Source organism: Paenibacillus pabuli NBRC 13638 (assembly GCF_001514495.1).
GTDB classification, from domain to species: domain Bacteria; phylum Bacillota; class Bacilli; order Paenibacillales; family Paenibacillaceae; genus Paenibacillus; species Paenibacillus pabuli.
Genome location: NZ_BCNM01000015.1, coordinates 23753 through 40998 on the forward strand (window position 1 = coordinate 23753; position 17246 = coordinate 40998).

The window sequence follows — 17246 nt, forward strand, 5'->3', positions numbered from 1 at the left end:
GGATGAAACCAATCCTTTTCACAAAGGTTTGTAATCGGAACAAAAGGTTGAGTCATATACGGGTTAATAGTATAATTCGGGTAATTGGTAATGGATGAATTTCGTGAATGTCAATTGAGGATTGAAATGATGGGGGGAACGAATGGATGAATGACAAAACGGAAAACCCCAGTGATGGCTTGGAACCTCGCGACCAAACAGATCGACCCCTGCGCGCTGACGCACAACGCAATATTAATGCTCTACTCCAATCCGCAATGACGGTGTTCGCAACCTCGGGAGTGGACGCTCCAGTGCGGGAGATTGCGGAGAAGGCAGGTGTAGGTATTGGCACCTTTTATCGTCATTTTCCACAGCGCTCGGATCTAATCGAGGCTGTATTCCGGCAGGAGGTCGATGCCTGTGCAGATGCGGCGGCGGAGCTGTCTGCCCAGTATGAACCCGGTGAGGCCTTGGCACGATGGATGCAGCGATATGTGGACTTCATAGCGGCCAAGCGTGGACTCGCGGCGGCTCTGCATTCGGGCAACCCGGCATATGAGACCTTGCCTGCTTACTTTGACAAGCGGCTGAATCCTGCGCTGCGAACCTTGCTGGATACTGCTACTGCTGCAGGTGAGGTGCGTGCTGATGTTGAACCGGATGAATTGTTACGAGCAGTAGCGAGTCTCTCTGCGGCGGGACATAAGGGCAATGCACTGCAGGCTCGGCAGATGGTTGCTCTGCTCGTAGATGGACTGCGCTATCGTGCGACTCTTTAAGCGAATGACTGCTGCTGATATTTAAGGTTTCAATGCTACCCAGCCATCTGCCAAGTAAAAATAAAGCTTGTGAATCTTGCCGATGAATCAAGCTTACTTTCCAGGCTTGTGGTTCTAGTAAGGATTGCACAGAATAAATAAATGGCAGCAGGAACGGGTCAAATTCCTGCTGCCATAACAAAATATATACGATTGAACAGGGGAGCCAAGAAGGCTCCTTTTTCTTTTTTTCGGAGGAATATTTTGGTCATGATGATATCGCCTCTCCCAAGTTGATACGATCCATCAATCAAACAATTCAGTCACCTTATTTGGTTTCGATACGTCCAAGCGGGTTGTCGTTCCCTGCCCAAGCCATACATGCGGAATCCCATGCGGAATCTTCTGGATAGAGTTCAGTACGGAGATAAGCCCAGGTGAGTTTCTGAACCGCAGCTACTCGCTCAAGATTCTCATCGGTTGTCTCGGCGACATCGTAGCCGGACACCCCACCGAGTCCGTGCTCTGCGCCGAACAGAGTGAGCAGGGACTTGGGGCCGGGGGAAAGGAAATATGGATCGGTGTGCCAATCTGGGCCCATAACCGTCAGATGACGGGAGTTGTCATTATCCCCAGCAACAACGAGCGCAGGTGTTTTCATTTCAGAAAAATCGGTAGTAGAGAAGAAGGAATAGTTCTCCATCGTGAATTCACTGAGTGCATCGCCACCTCTGCCGGGCGCCGCAAGTAGTACGCCCGCCTTGATCCGGGGATCGGCTAAGTTCACTTCTTTTCCGTCATGAGGATCGGTAAGTCGCGCTCCTAGCAGCAGGCTTATGGTATGTCCGCCCATGGAGTGGCCAGCTGCGGCGACTCTACTTCGGTCGAGGCGTCCGAGAAGCTGCGGAACAGCGGACTCGATTGTGTCTAGCTGATCAAGGATATGTATCATATCCTGAGCCCGGGATCGCCAATATAGCGGCGCCTCGGGATGATCCGATCCGAGGTTCAGCGTTCTCGAACTCAGATGGGTCGGCTGGATTACGACGAATCCATGTGCTGCCCAGAAGCTCGCGAGTGGAGCATATCCGTTCAGTGAGGAGAGATGATTGGAAGGACCGTGCCCATGCGAGAGAAGGATGATCGGAAGTTCACTTCCGGTCGCCGGTGCGGTGACCCGCATTTGCAGGTCTACAGCACGGCCGGGAACTGAAAGTATTACCGGACTGAACGAAAGGATTGGAGCAGGCGAGCTAATGTTGATTTCCATACGCAGGGTATCTCCTTTTATACAATTATTTGTGTTCAATACTGCTATCCCGTACTGCGAGCCATACTGGTAAGCATTCCGAAACGAGTATGAGCCTGGCCTGAACTATTCATTCTGATCTACAACTGTTCGCCAATATATTGTTAACTGATGTGAATTTAAGCTTTTTATAATGACCAGATCGATGCGATTACCAGTTCCCTTATTTGGACTCGATGCGTCCAAGCGGACTTTCGCTCTCTTCCAGAGCTGCGAGAGCTGCCGGCCAGCTGGAAGTATCGAGGTCGAGTGCGTTGTGAAGGTAAGCCAACGAGAGCCGTTGGATCAGGGCGACTCGTTCGGGGCTCTCGTCCGTTGTTTCCGTGACGTTGTACCCGGGGATTCCGCCAAGCGAGTGCTCTGCGCCGAAGAGGGTGAGCAGGCTTTTGCTGCCTGGGCTTAGGAAGTACGGGTCGGTGAACCAGTCGGGTCCCCGAGTGGACAGTGGGGACTGGTCATGGTCCCCCGCAATCACGAGGGTCGGCGTGCTCATGTCTGCGAAGCTCGGGTTCATGAAGGGGAAATGCTCGGCTGCGAACGGACTAAGATCAGCTCCACCCTTGCCAGTCGTGGCAAGCAGTACGCCCGCCTTGATTCGAGAGTCGGACATGTCCTCTCCCGGTTCGCCGTGGGCATCAAGGACTCGGGCGCCGAGCAGCGTGCCCACCGTCTGGCCGCCGAAGGAGTGTCCTGCTGCAGCAATGCGGCTGCGATCGAGGCGCCCACTGAGGCCGGGAACGGAAGCTTCTATGAGATCAAGCTGGTCAAGGATGCGCTTCATGTCCTCGACCCGGAAACGCCAGATCAATGGTGTACGAGGATCTTCAGGAGGAAGATTGAGCGTCCTTGAGTCGAGATGGGTGGGTTGAATGACCACGAAGCCTTGAGAAGCCCAGAAGTCGACCAACGGGCCGTAGCCGTCCAACGACCAGCCATAGCCGTGGGAGAAAAGAATAATAGGCAATTCGCGCCCAATCGCGGGCGCAGACACTCGTACTTGCAAATCCTCATCACGGCCCGGGGCTGATAGCACTACCGGTTTCACCGAAACGACTGGAGTAGGCGCATTAACCATAATTTCCATAATAATAGCAATCTCCTTTTTTGCATCAATTTGTGACTAGCGGTGCCTTGCTATCCTAAAGATAAGTGCAAACGGAACCTCGTTCCGATTATATACGGAACGTTGTTCCATTTGCAATATTTTTTTCAATAAACTTTCGCTTAAGTTGAAAAAGCGGCATGCCAAAAGAGGTAATGGAGGTTTATCTAAGGGAGATAAACCACACATTACCTGATCATCAGCTTTTCATAGCTATGGCTTGGAGTGTGATGATACACTTCACTTGAAATAAGGAGGGGATCAGGAGAACAAAGGTTGAGTTACCATCTTCATATACTTTTTTAAGTCTTCATTTGCATAGGAGTGTTGTTCCCATACCCCAAGGTTCCAACTCATATAGCGGATGCCGAGGTATCGGGCTGCCAGGGAGAAATACTTTTCGAATTGATCTTGTGGAATATCATATCCGTGAGAACTTAGGGCCTCCCGATAGATGTCTACTTGTCTCATATGGTTACAGCGCAGAGGAACATCGAAGAATAGGGAGCCGTACCTGGCTTCCTCCCAATCGATAAAATAGACATCCTCATTGTTATGTACCAGTACGTTTCCGGGATTCAGATCATTATGAATCACCGTATGCATATGTTCATCCCTGATTAAAATTTCAAGATCATCTACAATGCTACTGGCTACAGCTTCAATTTCCGATATGATCGGTAACCCAAATTCCTCAATGAATGCAGGGCTTTCTATGGCGGCGTTCCACGAAGGTCTCCAACGGTTTTCCATCATGTCGATGATATGAGTCCGATCCACAGTGGGTATCCAGGGTATTTCTTTTTTTAACCGCATATTCGTTCCATGTATGTAAGCCAGCGCTCGTAGTTCTTTATTCTGAAGCAGATCCATATCCAGATGGCTATAATCGGTTTGGTAGTCCACATCCTGAATGCAGATTAAGCTGCGATCTTCAGTATGAGGTTCATTTGATAGACTAAAGGGCACATTGGCGCCTTGTGAAAATAATCTGGACAAGGCAGAGCGTTCAATGAACGTGGCCTTCTTCGTAATGAGAGAAATGTCCTTTCTCACTCCATTTACTTGGAATTCAATATGATGTCGAAGCAATTCCACGGCCTGAAGTCCCAATTGGATAGGGTTACTTTCAATGTTTAGGATGTGAGCATCCGAGGATACATACTGATTAATGGTTTGTTTTATTAAGGCTTGTACTGTGATAGATTCCATACTCATCTGATAGCTCCTTCCTGCTCGTCAGTTCAGTAATAATGTTAATAGTATCATAGATAAGATGCATAGATTGTCGAAGAGAATGGAAAAATATCGTAGGACCCATTTGTTAGGGAAATGAACGTTCCATTTGTTTTTACGAATAAAGAGAACTATAATGATGGATGCACAAAATTTCAGACTTCTTTGGAGGAACATAACGTTATGAGATCTTTTCAATTTTACAATCCGACCCGGCTGATTTTTGGCAAAGGGCAAATTGAAGCACTAAAAACAGAAGTCCCAAAATACGGAAAACGTGTTTTGCTTGTATACGGTGGTGGTAGCATCAAACGGAGCGGGCTGTACGATCAAGTAATCGGCCAGTTGGAGGAAATCGGAGCAGAGGTAACGGAATTGGCTGGTGTAGAACCGAACCCGCGTCTTTCCACAGTTCATAAGGGCGTAGAGCTGTGCAGAACCAATAACATTGATTTGGTTCTTGCTGTTGGTGGTGGTAGTGTGCTTGATTGTGGTAAAGCGATCGCAGTAGGGGCCAAATACGATGGAGACATGTGGGATATTGTCGTGCGCGAAGCAACCCCGCAAGGCGGACTTCCGTTGGGAACGGTTCTGACCATGGCAGCGACGGGTTCCGAGATGAACAACGGTTCGGTTATTACCAATCAGGATACGCAGGAGAAATGGGCCTGGTTCAGCGAGTATTCCTTTCCGGCGTTTTCCATTCTTGATCCGGTGAATACATATACCGTACCTCTGGATCAGACCGTATATGGCATGGTGGATATGATGTCTCATGTGTTTGAACATTACTTCCATTTGGATACCAATACACCAGTTCAGCTTGGATTCTGTGAGACGATTCTCCGAACGGTGATTGAGACTGCGCCTCGTCTGATCAAAGATCCGGAAAACTATGAACTGCGCGAAACCATTCTCTATTGCGGAACAATGGCGCTTAACGATGTGCTGAATATGGGTCTTTCGGGGGATTGGGCTACTCATAATATTGAACATGCAGTGTCGGCCGTGTACGACATTCCTCATGGGGGAGGCCTTGCCATTCTGTTCCCGCACTGGATGAAGCACAACCTGGATGTGGATGTAGATCGGTTCAAACGTCTGGCCGTTAACGTATTTGATGTTAATCCTACAGGAAAGTCAGACAAACAAGTTGCTGAAGAAGGTATTGAAGCGCTGCGCAAATTCTGGACTTCGATTGGTGCCCCTAGCCGTCTGGCTGACTATGACATCGACGACAGCCAGATTGATGCGATGGCCGATAAAGCCATGCGTTTTGGTCCGTTCGGTTTTTTCAAAAAATTGCAGCGTGAAGATGTGGTGCAAATTTATCAAGCTTCGCTGTAATACAAAGGGCACAGATGAGACTCTAGTTAAGCCGAAAGAGCAATGCCAGAAGACCTGACATCGGTATCAATTTCTTACAAAAAACAAAAACAAGGACGTTCCTGAGAAATACAGTAACGTCCTTGTTGAATAAGTTCACCTACAAAGTGAAAGCAAACTTGGACCGAGCATAAACAGCATTCTGCCTAGCAGAAGAACGTGGGCTCGACCCAAACTGAAAAACGTCACAAACGGGGAGGTGACGTTTTGAGTCTGGAGTACTGGCTTGTTAAGTAGTACTAAAGGAGAATCAATATTAATTTATGGGATTGGACAGAAGCATAAAATTATTGATGAATCCCTCTTTTTGAAGAAATATGCCTTCGACTTCTTGCGTTTTTAAATCATAATAATAAATTCCTCGTTCATTATTTCCGTTTCCTTTTTCTCCTAAGAAATAAAAACCATTCCCATCTTTGGACAGAAATAATTCACTGCTAGCCTTAATAGGAAGATCAATTTCCTTTCTTTGTCCTGTTTTGATGTTAACAATACTATATTTAATTGGATATTTGTTAATATGCTTTGCCGTGGCAATGAGAATTTCGTCTCCCCTTGTTGATAAGGTTAAAATCTGCTCCTCATGTAGTTCAATAACCTTACGAGTCTGTTTGGAGATCGGATCTATCTCAATGATTGTATGGTTTGGAGGAACCATCGGCGTTTGCGTCTTATTGGACTCTTCCATATGATTATATTGCTCTTCTTCAGAATATTGGATGGCATAGGATTTGCTCGTTTCTGGATCATAAGAAATATCCCATGTTGTTGTGTCCGAATCATCGTCATTCAATATGGTCATTTCTTGAGTTTCTTTATCAAAGAAAATGACTTTGACGGGCCGTTCTCCCTTCTTAACAGCAGCCATAACCAATGTATGATCAACGGTATCCGGAATAATCGAATTGATTGCAAATAAATCGGAGCTTAATTGCTGGATATTCTGTGTTTTTATATCATATGAAAACAACTCGTCCCCCTTATCTTTTCCAGCTCCTGAATAGTAGATGGTGTCTTCTGCTAAGGAAGCCACTGTTAAGGGGTATTGAGAGTTATAGGGCAAATCAGCCATTTTAGTTAGAGCCTTATTTTGTATGTCATACGTGTATACTCTCATGATCATTCCATCGTTGGTATCTGTTCCATTAACATACTCCGTGTTTGTAATTGAAAGATATTCATGGGTCTGTGTACCAATGGTTTGCACTTCGGTGGGGTTCACTTCTTCAACTGGTTGTTTTTCTGAACTACATCCCGCAACGAAGAGAAGTAGAGTAATTATGACTGATATGAATTTTGTGATTGAAGATTTTTTTTTCATGATTCATCATCCTTTTCATCAAGAAGATACGATAAAGAGGCGAAAATATCGCCCCTTTATAAAATATCTTATAAATTAGAATGTATAGAAGTATCTTCCTTTAAATGAAAGGGAAGAAGACCATTTTAAATCGAAAAGTTCTACACCAGTTTTCCAAATATCTAATGTCGCGTCTGGAAGTGCTCCATTATCTCTCTTAGTAACATTTGCAAAAACATTATTATCCAAATTTCGTGCATCCAAAACCTGCTCATATTTAGGATTATCTATATCTCCTCTGGTTGCTGCATCACCCTTTTTCAGAGTGTTACTGTTTTCACCAGTTGTATCGGTAAAATTAGTAAATCGTCCCTCACCAAGAACAGTGCTCGTTGTAATTGTGATTTTATTATTGTTATCTCCATACGTATAGGTACCAGCTGCTTTTCTAGTTCCCCTTGGTAGTGCTTTGTAAGCAGCTAATGCGAAGTCGTTTCCTTGAGGGAAAACAAACTCCTTTATGTAACCTTCGCCATCATATATAACCCTCAACCCTGGCTCTGGAAGTGGATTCTCAACTTTATATACAGGTAAATTTTTCGCTTCTTCTTTAATTTTTTCAATGAACTCTTCTTCAGTTTTTAATTTTTCAAGATCTACTTTGTGTGTGCTATTCTTTGTTGTTTGACCTTGATAGATCGAAGGAATGTTCACTGGTTCGCCCTTTTCAAGGATAACCATCTGATTAGATCCGTCATACTCTAATATTGTTCCCGCCTGCATTCTGGTAGGAATCATACTCACAGAATCTTCCGAATAAGCGAAAGAAGCGACACTACCAACAAATAAAGATGCTGTAACTAATAAGGCTGAAACCACTTTTTTCATTTTTATATCTCCCTCTCAATTATAAATATATTTGAAAGCTGGCCAGCTATTCAAAACTCTCAATAATGGGAAAATAAGTATTAACATAGAATATCATATATCTTTTTTACAAATTAAGTAAATGATAAAAATATAATACTAGTTACATATAGTTTTATTTTAAATAGATGAATATGAGTTTTAAAAAAACATTTTCAGTGCAAACGTTGTTCCTGCTGAATAATTGATTGATATCTACCGATATAAAGTTAACCCATACAATATTGGACATAATCAAGGATGAAATGGAAGGTGGATTCATTTGGTATTCGCGAAGGCGAGAGAACGCATGATCAACATGTCGTTCAGAGTCAAATTGCCGCTAATGATCAGTTTACTGGTAACCCTCGTATTGGCGGTAACTGCGGTAGTATCTTACAGTGTAGCAGCAGTCATTACCCTCGACAAAAGCAAGGATGAGATTAAAGCAACCTCTGACCGGATTGGTGCGGGCTTGTTCACCTCACTAACGTTGGAAGAACAGTCCACATTTCTGATTACAACACATCGCACATTCCTGGATTTGCTGGAGATTCGAAATAGCGAAGGACAAAATGATGATGTCTTTTTCTCGGAAAATAGTGAACTCGTGGATAAAGCCAATGGGGTATTGGCAGACAGCCTGGCGGGGATGGAAGGTAACAGCAATATCATATTGCTGGACCGGAAAGGCATCGTCGTTGCAGCGAACGATCCTGAAGCCCTCGGGGGTGAACGTGCAGATCGCGCATATTTTCAACAGGCTGTTCAAGGCCAGAATGTAATTAGTGAAGGGGTTATCTCCAAATCACTGGGTACGCTGGGTACAGCTTTTGCGATGCCGATCTACGATGAGAACAAGCAAGTGGAGGGCGTACTCGTATCTACCGCTTCAACCTCGTTCTTTGTTAACCAACTGCAGAACATCGAGATTAATGAAGAAGGGAAAGTCATTATCCTGGACCGTGTAGGTACGGTGATGTTCAATTCGGCGGATGAGAAGATGGCGGGGGAGAAGATTGAGTCTGGTGAATATCAGTCACTGATTGATCTACCGTCTAACGGGCAGTTGCAACAAGGAGATGTGAGCACAAAGGACAAAGTCGTCTTTTATTCCAAAATTCCAAGATCAGATTGGACCATCATTGTGGAAGATAAACTGAGTGATGTGCAGAAGCCGTTACGGGCAATGGCGAAACAGATGTATATTGTCCTCTTCAGCGCGATTGCAGTGTCTGTCATTGCAGGAATACTGATCTCACTACTGGTTACCAAGCCCATTACAAGACTGACTGCATTGTTCAGACAACTTGCAGACGGGGATCTGACGGTGCAGGCTGAGGGCAAATATAGCGGAGAATTCAAACAACTGGTGGACAGCTTTAACACGATGGCGGCGGGCAATCAACAGCTGATCTCCAGTATGAACCATTCCATCGGCGTATTGAAAACAAGTACAACCGAACTGGATCAATCCACCCAGCAGACCTCGACCTCCATCGCCGAAACAACGACGACAGCGTTTGAGATTTCACGAGCCATGGAGTCTCAGGCCAATGATACGGAATCGATCGTAGATAAATTCATGAACGTGGGCAATAAAATTGCGAACGTTAATGAGATGTCCCAGTCGGTAAAGCTCAAGGCTGATGAGATCACGGATGCATTCAAGAGCAACCATGAGGTCATTGATGCGCTGATTGCGGTAAACGGACAGAACGAGGCCGAAGTGAACAATATTTCCAAGATTACAGTGCAGCTCGCTGAAAGTTCCTCCGGTATTCACCAGATCACGGGTACGATAACTGAGATTGCGAATCAGACGAAGCTGCTTGCTCTCAATGCCTCCATTGAAGCGGCAAGGGCGGGCGAGCATGGACGTGGCTTCGCCGTCGTTGCATCGGAGATCCGCAAACTGGCGGAGCAGACCACAGCCCAATCGGAGGATATCAACCGGATTGTGATGCAGACGATTGATCATGTCGAGCAGAATAACCGGAGTGTACAAGCCATTGAGGCGATTGCTGAACAGCATAAGAGCAGTGTTGGCCAGACCAAGGAAACGTTCAATTTTGTCACCCAAAATATGAATGAGATGATGGATCAGGTGCAGGCCATTGCCTCCGAGATTGAATCCATTGAACGCGATAAAGATGACGTTATCGGAGCTGCGCAGAACTTGTCTGCTTCGGGTGAAGAAGTGTCCGCATCCGTGGAGGAAGTGACCGCGACGATGGAGGAACAGTCAGGTATGACCGAGCATCTGTCAGAGATGGTACAGACCATCGATGGATTGACCAAACAGCTTGCTGAAGCATCCTCCCGGTTCAAAACAAAGTAAATAAGATAAGATCATGTAGTCATTTGACACGTTCCGGTATGCTGTGAATGGTCCAAGGGAAAACTTTCCAGTCGTACACCTGGAGCAGCCCATACAAAAACAAACAAACCTCCCAGCCCGTTAAGTTAAAGGGTGGGAGGTTTTTCGTAAGTACACATTGGCCGGCTTTTATCGTACGAACCAACTGAGCGGCTGCGGCGAAGTGTCTGCGGTATCCCGAAGATCATGGGCCTTGACATTGCTTCCATATATCATGGAATCACTGCTCAGTCGGTAGGATGGGAAACTGTTCTCTGATTGCAGGCGAAGACTAGGCTCAAAATAAATCTGCTGCTGTTTGTTGATAAGGAAAGGAAGCGAATCGGATTCAATCCGAATGTCATCACTGTCCGGCTCGTTAACGATCAGAAGCACAGCAGTACCATCACATCCGCATCCATCGGTGTCATAAAACAGCTTGAAATAGCCCGGCCGATCTCCCAGCATCGCGTTAAGTCTTGATTCTGCCAGCGGACTGACCTGAATGTTCATAACGTCGTTCACACTCCTCTAATCACCTTATGAATTCGCTTACAATCTAATATATGGAACAATGATGTGAAATAGAAGGAACAGGAGGTGAATGTGATGAAAAATATAACGTTAATGGATCATCCAGACGAACGATTGAAGGACCTGAATGCCATCGGAGGAGACGCCTTGGTAGATCCACGGAGTGAAACCCATTTCATCGGTATTCCTTATCTGGTATGATAAGCAGGAAAAATAGAGAAAAAGGAAGGTTCCGCTATGACACCGATCACCATATATGACATCGCCAAAGAAGCGAACGTATCCGTATCCACGGTCTCCCGGGTACTGAATGATACGGCACCCGTGCGTGCAAGCACGAGGGAGAGGATCATGTCCATTATTGAAAAACACCAGTTTCAGCCCAACGCGCAGGCGCGCAGTCTGATCAAGAAAGAGACGGGCACCATTGCCATCATCCTGCCAGACATTACGAATCCCTTCTTCCCGGAAGTATTCTGGGGTGCGGAGAATGAGGCACGCGGATTGGGGTATACGTTCTTTTTATGCAACACCGCAGGGGATTACAGCCGGGAGTCTGAATATTTGTCCATTTTGCGTGAGAAGCGTGTGGACGGCATTATTTTTCTCGGTGGACGAATCAACATGCAGGTCTGTCCGGATGACATGGCTCAGGAATTGATCGATATGGGCAAGCGTATGCCGATCGTGCTGGTCAATGGCAATATTGCCAAAGGCGGATTCCATCGGGTGTATACGGATGAAGGCGCAGGGGCAGCTCTTGCAGCGGAACATTTGCTTGAATTGGGGCATCGGGATATTGCCTTTGTGGGTGGTTTGAAAGAGTTGTCCACCACGATGGTCAAGGTCAAGGCTGTCCAGAAAAAGCTGCGAGAACATGGACTCGAAATTCCGAAAGAACGCCAGATGCTCGGTAGTTTTTCCATTGAGGACGGCAAACGTGAAATGGCAAAGCTGCTGGATCGGGACAATCCGCCCACGGGAGTCATCTGCGTCAATGATTACACGGCCATTGGCGCAATCAAGGCGACTATTGAACATGGCTTGTCGATTCCGAAGGATATTTCCATCGTCGGCTTTGATGACACACCACTTGCCAGTGCGGTAATACCCGAACTGACGACGGTCTCCCAGAATACGTATCAGCTGGGCAAATTGGCTGTGGACGTGCTGCATGAACTGATTAATCAGGGCACACCAAGGAAGCAGACGATCCTTCAACCGGAGCTGATTATCCGTCAAAGTACCGGACTTGCGTCGCGATAACGGTCCGTTTTCTGGAAAAGAAAGCGTTGACATTCCCTAGAAAGGTGAAATATAATGAGTGCGTGAATGAAACCCCTTTCATAAAGTGGAACGGGTTTTAATTTTAAGGTTTATGAAACCCATTTCATGAAATGGGTTTCAGTAAAGTTCTTCCATTCATTATATTTAGGGGGCGTACCGTATGAGAAGAAGCTTGAAGGTCATTTCGTTATTGATGGTGGTCATGATTATGGGTCTGACAGCCTGCAGCAGCGGGGACAAGGGCAGTTCCGCTGGCGGGTCTGGCGGCAAAGTTGATCTGAGTATGACGATCTGGGGTTCCGAGGACGAGAAAAAGATTTATCAGGAACGGCTCGACATTGTGAAACAAACCTATCCCGATATTAACGTGAAATTGAACGTCGTTGCTGGGGACTATGATCAAAAGGTTCAGACAATGATCGCCGGGGGAACTGCACCGGACATCATGATGATTGCCGAGAACTATCAGGCGTACGCCTCCAAAAATCAGATTATTCCGCTGGATGACATGATCAAGGCCAATAATGTGAACATGTCCGAGCGCTACTCCGATGATATTGCAAACCTGATGAAGTTTGACGGCAAGCAGTTTGGTATGCCGGACCGCGCAGGTGCAATGGTCCTCTTTTATAACAAGGATCTGTTCGATAAGGCTGGAGTTGAATATCCGACCAAGGAATGGACCCAGGAAGATCTGCTCGCCGCTGCTCAAAAGCTGACGGTGAAGGAGAATGGAAAAACGGTCCAATGGGGGTACTACCCAGGCAGCTGGTGGCCGCAATGGATGCAGTTGATCTATCAAAACGGTGGTTCACTGTTCGATGAGAGTGGCAAACCTACCTTTAATACCGAACCTGTACGTAAAGCGCTGCAATTCATGAATGATCTGACCTTCACGCATGGCGTAGGACCAACACCAACCGAGATTGCCGACATGGGAAATATCGGTGCTGACCCATTGTTTGCCCAAGGCAAGATTGCCATGGAAACGACAGGATTCTGGAATATCGGTTCACTTGCCAAGGTGGAAGGCATCAATTGGGACATTTCTCCGATATGGGGTGAGACCAACGCGTTCTTCAATGGCTTCACGATTACGAACGCGTCCAAGCATAAAGAAGAGGCCTTCAAGGTGATTGAAGCTTTAACTACACCAGAAGCACAGATGCCGATGGTTAAAGCCGGTCAGGATGCCCCTGCAACGAAGGCGGGCCTGTCCAGCGATGAGTTCCTGAACGCAGAGTATGGCGGCAAGAAAATCAACATGGCCGCTTTCAGCGAGTCCACCATCTACGCAGAGCCTTTCAATCCGCAATGGAATGAAATGATGAAGCTGATTAATGACAAGCTGGGTGTCTACTTTAACAATAAAGCTTCATTGGATGATACAGTGAACGAGATTCAGAGTGGACTGGAAAGAATCTACAAATAGAGGTTGTTCAAAAAGTCCGCTTTTGATTACGAAGGATGCCTGGTGGCATCATCAGCATCGAATATGGGATTCAGCCGAAATGTCCGTTGCTCACGTAGTCATCCTACGCTCCGCTACTCCATTTCTAGCTTCACCCCATCTTCTCGGTACTGAAAACCGATCTTTTTGAACATGCACAAATAGCATCGACAGGGAGCAGACGGAATTCGGCATGAATCCGGGTTCCGTCTGCTCGCTTTGTCATGGGAGGGCTTAACGTGAAGAAAAAGGACGGGAAATGGTTTTATATTTTCATCTCGCCTTGGCTGATCGGATTCCTTGGGCTTACTCTGGGGCCGATCCTGTTTTCCATCTACATGAGCTTCACCAATTGGGATCTGTTCCAGTCCCCTGAATTCATCGGTGTGGACAATTACAAAAATCTGCTGACCGATGATCCGATCTTCTGGAAGTCGGTAGGCAATACCTTCTTCTATGCGCTGATATCGATTCCACTTGGGATGTCCATCTCACTATGGATTGCCTATTACCTGAACAAGAAGATCAAGGGGATCACCTTCTTCCGCATCCTGTTCTATCTGCCATCCGTCGTGCCAGTGGTGGCAAGCTCATTGCTCTTCATCCATCTGCTTGCGCCAACGGAAGGATTAATCAACCAAGGGCTTGCTATCTTTGGGATTCAAGGCCCTGCCTGGTTGCTCGATCCCAACTGGGTTAAACCTGCCCTGATCCTTATGTCGCTATGGGGTGTCGGGGGCGGCGTGGTACTGCTGCTGGCGGGTATGAAAGGTATTCCTCAGGAGCTGTACGAGGCCGCTGCCATTGATGGGGCGAAGAGTTCGCAGTCTTTCTTTCACATTACATTTCCGATGTTGACTCCCGTCATCTTCTTCAATCTTGTGACCGGGATGATCGGGGCGCTCCAGACGTTCGCACAGGTATTCATCGTTACAGCAGGTGGACCGGACAATGCCAGTCAGATGGTCGTTCCTTACCTGTTCCAGAATGCATTCCAGTTCTACAAAATGGGCTATGCATCGGCTATTGCCTGGGTGCTGTTCATCATCATCATGGCGCTAACCCTGGTTGTGTTCCGTTCGTCGGCGCTATGGGTGCATTACGAGGAGGGAAAAGCCAATGAGTAATCCATCCACTGTGGAGAAGATCATATCTTACATTTTTCTGATTCTGGTCGGGGTACTGCTTGCTTCCCCTTTCCTGTACATGATCTCCATCGCACTGGCGAGTGACGCTACAACCGTAAAATCTGCCTTTACCTTCGTACCGATGGAATTCCAATGGTCGAACTTCTACACGATCTTCACGAATAATAATCTGGGTACTTATCTGAAAAACTCAGTCATTATTACCGTGATTACCATTATCGGATCGGTATTGTCAGCTTCGGTCGTATCTTACGGCTTCGCTCGGATCAAAGCGAGAGGCAGTCGGTTCCTGTTCATTGTGCTGCTCAGTACGATGATGATTCCGGGGGAGGTGACCATGGTGCCGCAGTTCATCATCTTCCGTCATCTGGATTGGATCAATACATTCTATCCACTGATCGTGCCCAGTTTTTTCGCCGGAGCATTCAACGTATTTCTCATACGGCAGTTCGTCATGAGCATTCCGAAGTCGCTTGATGAAGCTGCAATGATCGACGGCATGGGACATCCGGGAATCTACTGGAAGATCATTATGCCGCTCACGTATCCGATACTTGCCGCCATTGCCATTTTCTCATTTTCGTATAACTGGGGGAACTTCATGGGGCCGCTCATTTACATTAATGATCCGGAGAAAATGCCACTGGCGCTCGGTGTTCAGCTTCTGACTACGGTAGGTGGCGGACAGATGCCGCCATGGAACCTGGTTATGATTGCTTCCCTGTTCCTGACCATTCCGATGGTGCTGGTGTACCTGTTCGGACAGCGTTATGTCTATGAAGCGAATATCAGTGGTGGCAGCAGCGGAATCAAGTAACGGAGGTGTGCGCAGTGTTGAAGTCGATCATGAAAACCAAGAACCGTCTACATTGCACATGGATAAAGGGCTGCACGAACCATGAATGACACCAAGGGACCCTTCAACAATGACAACAATACCAAGCATGAACATAAGAATCTGATTCAGAATGACAGGAATGATTATCACAAGCAACGCAGTCAGCGCAGTCGGAGCTACATCCTGATGGGTGTGGCCCTGGTCGTGCTGCTCGCAGGAGGGGGAATTATCATCAATCATTTTGCCAATGAATCATCCAAAACACTTGCATTCCAAGGTGAGCCGGTACGTCTGAAGCTGGAGCAGTCCTATGATCATTTTGAAGGCTGGGGTACATCTCTCGCATGGTGGGCCAACGATCTGGGGGGCTGGAAGGATCAAGCCAAAGTCAGTGAAGTGATGGATTTGGTGTTTGATGCACAGAAAGGGTTAGGTCTGAATATTGTCCGGTACAATATTGGTGGTGAGGAGAATCCTGACATGAAGGCTCTTCGGCCCGGAGGAGATATTCCCGGATTTCAGCCAGAACCCGGCGTATGGGACTGGGAGGCAGATGCAGGTCAACGTGCTGTATTGCAAGGTTCTCTGGAACGTGGGGTCAACATTGCTGAAGCATTCTCCAATTCACCACCTTACTGGATGACGATCAGCGGTTCGGTTACGGGGGCTGTGGATGGCAGCAACAATCTGCGGGAGGATCAGTATGATGCGTTTGCCGATTATCTGACCGAAGTCGTGAAGCATTATCGCGATGAGTGGGGTATTACGTTCCGCACGCTTGACCCCCTCAATGAACCTTCCTCGGATTGGTGGAAGAAAGGCAACATGCAGGAAGGCAGTCATTTTACCAACGACAAACAAGCCGAGATTATCAAGAAAGTGGCTGCATCGCTGAAGAGTAAAGGACTGGACGGAACGGTGATCAGTGCTGCGGACGATAACAGCATTGACGAGACGGTGCACAATTTCAGTCTCTATGATCAGGATACGCTCGATGTGATCGCCCAGATCAATACCCATTCCTATAATGGAAGCAAAATGGAGGAACTGCGTACACTGGCTGAACGGCACGGCAAGAAGCTGTGGATGTCCGAGTACGGAACGGGTGGCAGCGAGCCGCACAGTCATGAAGACATGACTTCCGTGCAGGAACTGGCAGAGCGTATCATGTTCGATCTGAAAATCATGCAGCCATCCGCCTGGGTCTATTGGCAGGCCGTTGAAGATGAAGGCGCCAACAACAACTGGGGCTTCATTCATGCCAGTTTTAATGGAGAAGAACAGTACGAGATGACGAAACAGTATTATGGCATGGCTCAATTTACCAAATTCATCCGTCCAGGCGCAACGATAATTCCAACAGATGATGGGCGAACACTGGCTGCCTATGATGCAGAGCAGAAGAGACTGGTATTGGTAATCCGCAATGAGTTATCTGCCGGAACCACAGCCTTTGAACTGGGAGCATTTGACTACAGCGGAACTTCTACAGCACAGGTATATCAGACGTCACCGGATCGCAATATGGAGCAGCTTGAAGATGTTCCGGTGTATGCCAATGGACTGGAAGTATTGACTGCGGACAATTCCATTACCACCGTTGTATTGGAAGGCGTAACGTTGCAAGTTAACTGAGGGTTAAGCAATATAT

15 protein-coding genes are annotated in these 17246 nt (G+C 46.9%); 9 read left to right on the forward strand and 6 right to left on the reverse strand.

Features of this window, described 5'->3' with window-relative positions:
• Positions 1-146 precede the first annotated feature (146 nt).
• On the forward strand, positions 147-761 hold the full coding sequence (locus PPA03S_RS19985) for a TetR/AcrR family transcriptional regulator (protein WP_062325555.1): 615 nt from the start codon (positions 147-149) through the stop codon (positions 759-761).
• Positions 762-1068: 307 nt separating this feature from the next.
• Here PPA03S_RS19985 and PPA03S_RS19990 read toward each other — a convergent pair whose 3' ends face one another.
• The 3 genes from PPA03S_RS19990 to PPA03S_RS20000 all read right to left on the reverse strand — a co-directional run bounded on the left by PPA03S_RS19990 (position 1069) and on the right by PPA03S_RS20000 (position 4369).
• Complete coding sequence (locus PPA03S_RS19990) at positions 1069-2010, reverse strand: alpha/beta hydrolase family protein (RefSeq protein ID WP_062325557.1); 942 nt, start codon at positions 2008-2010, stop codon at positions 1069-1071.
• Positions 2011-2212: 202 nt separating this feature from the next.
• Positions 2213-3133 (reverse strand): alpha/beta hydrolase family protein, encoded by a 921-nt coding sequence (locus PPA03S_RS19995; protein WP_062325559.1) that lies wholly within the window; start codon positions 3131-3133, stop codon positions 2213-2215.
• Between the two features lie 279 nt (positions 3134-3412).
• Positions 3413-4369 (reverse strand): phosphotransferase, encoded by a 957-nt coding sequence (locus tag PPA03S_RS20000; protein WP_062325560.1) that lies wholly within the window; start codon positions 4367-4369, stop codon positions 3413-3415.
• A 201-nt stretch (positions 4370-4570) separates the two neighbouring features.
• On the opposite strand from PPA03S_RS20000, the gene PPA03S_RS20005 reads away from it, so the two are divergent.
• Positions 4571-5734 carry an iron-containing alcohol dehydrogenase gene (locus PPA03S_RS20005; RefSeq protein WP_062325562.1) on the forward strand — a complete coding sequence of 388 codons (1164 nt, stop codon included), beginning with the start codon at positions 4571-4573 and terminating at the stop codon, positions 5732-5734.
• 295 nt (positions 5735-6029) lie between these two features.
• Here the strand turns inward: PPA03S_RS20005 and PPA03S_RS34005 are convergent, their stop codons facing one another.
• Positions 6030-7094, reverse strand: a complete 1065-nt coding sequence (locus tag PPA03S_RS34005; protein WP_062325564.1) for a hypothetical protein — start codon at positions 7092-7094, stop codon at positions 6030-6032.
• 75 nt (positions 7095-7169) lie between these two features.
• The gene (locus tag PPA03S_RS20015; protein WP_062325566.1) at positions 7170-7961 is read right to left on the reverse strand and encodes a hypothetical protein; all 792 of its coding nucleotides are present in this window, start codon (positions 7959-7961) and stop codon (positions 7170-7172) included.
• A 328-nt stretch (positions 7962-8289) separates the two neighbouring features.
• Between PPA03S_RS20015 and PPA03S_RS20020 the strand changes: the two genes are divergently transcribed.
• On the forward strand, positions 8290-10320 hold the full coding sequence (locus PPA03S_RS20020) for a methyl-accepting chemotaxis protein (RefSeq protein ID WP_217998955.1): 2031 nt from the start codon (positions 8290-8292) through the stop codon (positions 10318-10320).
• Positions 10321-10488: 168 nt separating this feature from the next.
• Here the strand turns inward: PPA03S_RS20020 and PPA03S_RS20025 are convergent, their stop codons facing one another.
• Positions 10489-10851, reverse strand: coding sequence for an iron-sulfur cluster biosynthesis family protein (locus tag PPA03S_RS20025; RefSeq protein WP_062325570.1), 363 nt, complete (start codon positions 10849-10851; stop codon positions 10489-10491).
• Positions 10852-10947: 96 nt separating this feature from the next.
• Between PPA03S_RS20025 and PPA03S_RS34280 the strand changes: the two genes are divergently transcribed.
• The 6 genes from PPA03S_RS34280 (at position 10948) to PPA03S_RS20050 (ending at position 17230) form a co-directional block, all read left to right on the forward strand.
• Positions 10948-11073 (forward strand): hypothetical protein, encoded by a 126-nt coding sequence (locus PPA03S_RS34280; protein WP_281189073.1) that lies wholly within the window; start codon positions 10948-10950, stop codon positions 11071-11073.
• Between the two features lie 36 nt (positions 11074-11109).
• On the forward strand, positions 11110-12138 hold the full coding sequence (locus PPA03S_RS20030) for a LacI family DNA-binding transcriptional regulator (RefSeq protein WP_062325572.1): 1029 nt from the start codon (positions 11110-11112) through the stop codon (positions 12136-12138).
• 181 nt (positions 12139-12319) lie between these two features.
• Positions 12320-13591 (forward strand): ABC transporter substrate-binding protein, encoded by a 1272-nt coding sequence (locus PPA03S_RS20035; protein ID WP_062325574.1) that lies wholly within the window; start codon positions 12320-12322, stop codon positions 13589-13591.
• Positions 13592-13848: 257 nt separating this feature from the next.
• The gene (locus PPA03S_RS20040; RefSeq protein WP_062325576.1) at positions 13849-14736 is read left to right on the forward strand and encodes a carbohydrate ABC transporter permease; all 888 of its coding nucleotides are present in this window, start codon (positions 13849-13851) and stop codon (positions 14734-14736) included.
• Positions 14729-15574 carry a carbohydrate ABC transporter permease gene (locus PPA03S_RS20045; RefSeq protein WP_062325578.1) on the forward strand — a complete coding sequence of 282 codons (846 nt, stop codon included), beginning with the start codon at positions 14729-14731 and terminating at the stop codon, positions 15572-15574. Before PPA03S_RS20040 ends, PPA03S_RS20045 begins: the two co-directional genes overlap by 8 nt.
• Before the next feature lie 81 nt (positions 15575-15655).
• Positions 15656-17230 carry a glycoside hydrolase family 30 protein gene (locus tag PPA03S_RS20050; RefSeq protein ID WP_245683677.1) on the forward strand — a complete coding sequence of 525 codons (1575 nt, stop codon included), beginning with the start codon at positions 15656-15658 and terminating at the stop codon, positions 17228-17230.
• Positions 17231-17246 lie beyond the last annotated feature (16 nt).

Bases quoted from the DNA above. Each gene is read 5' to 3' on its own strand.
- PPA03S_RS19985 (WP_062325555.1), top strand. From the start codon at position 147: ATGAATGACAAAACGGAAAACCCCAGTGATGGCTTGGAACCTCGCGAC.
- PPA03S_RS19990 (WP_062325557.1), bottom strand. From the start codon at position 2,010: ATGGAAATCAACATTAGCTCGCCTGCTCCAATCCTTTCGTTCAGTCCG.
- PPA03S_RS19995 (WP_062325559.1), bottom strand. From the start codon at position 3,133: ATGGAAATTATGGTTAATGCGCCTACTCCAGTCGTTTCGGTGAAACCG.
- PPA03S_RS20000 (WP_062325560.1), bottom strand. From the start codon at position 4,369: ATGAGTATGGAATCTATCACAGTACAAGCCTTAATAAAACAAACCATT.
- PPA03S_RS20005 (WP_062325562.1), top strand. From the start codon at position 4,571: ATGAGATCTTTTCAATTTTACAATCCGACCCGGCTGATTTTTGGCAAA.
- PPA03S_RS34005 (WP_062325564.1), bottom strand. From the start codon at position 7,094: ATGAAAAAAAAATCTTCAATCACAAAATTCATATCAGTCATAATTACT.
- PPA03S_RS20015 (WP_062325566.1), bottom strand. From the start codon at position 7,961: ATGAAAAAAGTGGTTTCAGCCTTATTAGTTACAGCATCTTTATTTGTT.
- PPA03S_RS20020 (WP_217998955.1), top strand. From the start codon at position 8,290: ATGATCAACATGTCGTTCAGAGTCAAATTGCCGCTAATGATCAGTTTA.
- PPA03S_RS20025 (WP_062325570.1), bottom strand. From the start codon at position 10,851: ATGAACATTCAGGTCAGTCCGCTGGCAGAATCAAGACTTAACGCGATG.
- PPA03S_RS34280 (WP_281189073.1), top strand. From the start codon at position 10,948: ATGAAAAATATAACGTTAATGGATCATCCAGACGAACGATTGAAGGAC.
- PPA03S_RS20030 (WP_062325572.1), top strand. From the start codon at position 11,110: ATGACACCGATCACCATATATGACATCGCCAAAGAAGCGAACGTATCC.
- PPA03S_RS20035 (WP_062325574.1), top strand. From the start codon at position 12,320: ATGAGAAGAAGCTTGAAGGTCATTTCGTTATTGATGGTGGTCATGATT.
- PPA03S_RS20045 (WP_062325578.1), top strand. From the start codon at position 14,729: ATGAGTAATCCATCCACTGTGGAGAAGATCATATCTTACATTTTTCTG.
- PPA03S_RS20050 (WP_245683677.1), top strand. From the start codon at position 15,656: ATGAATGACACCAAGGGACCCTTCAACAATGACAACAATACCAAGCAT.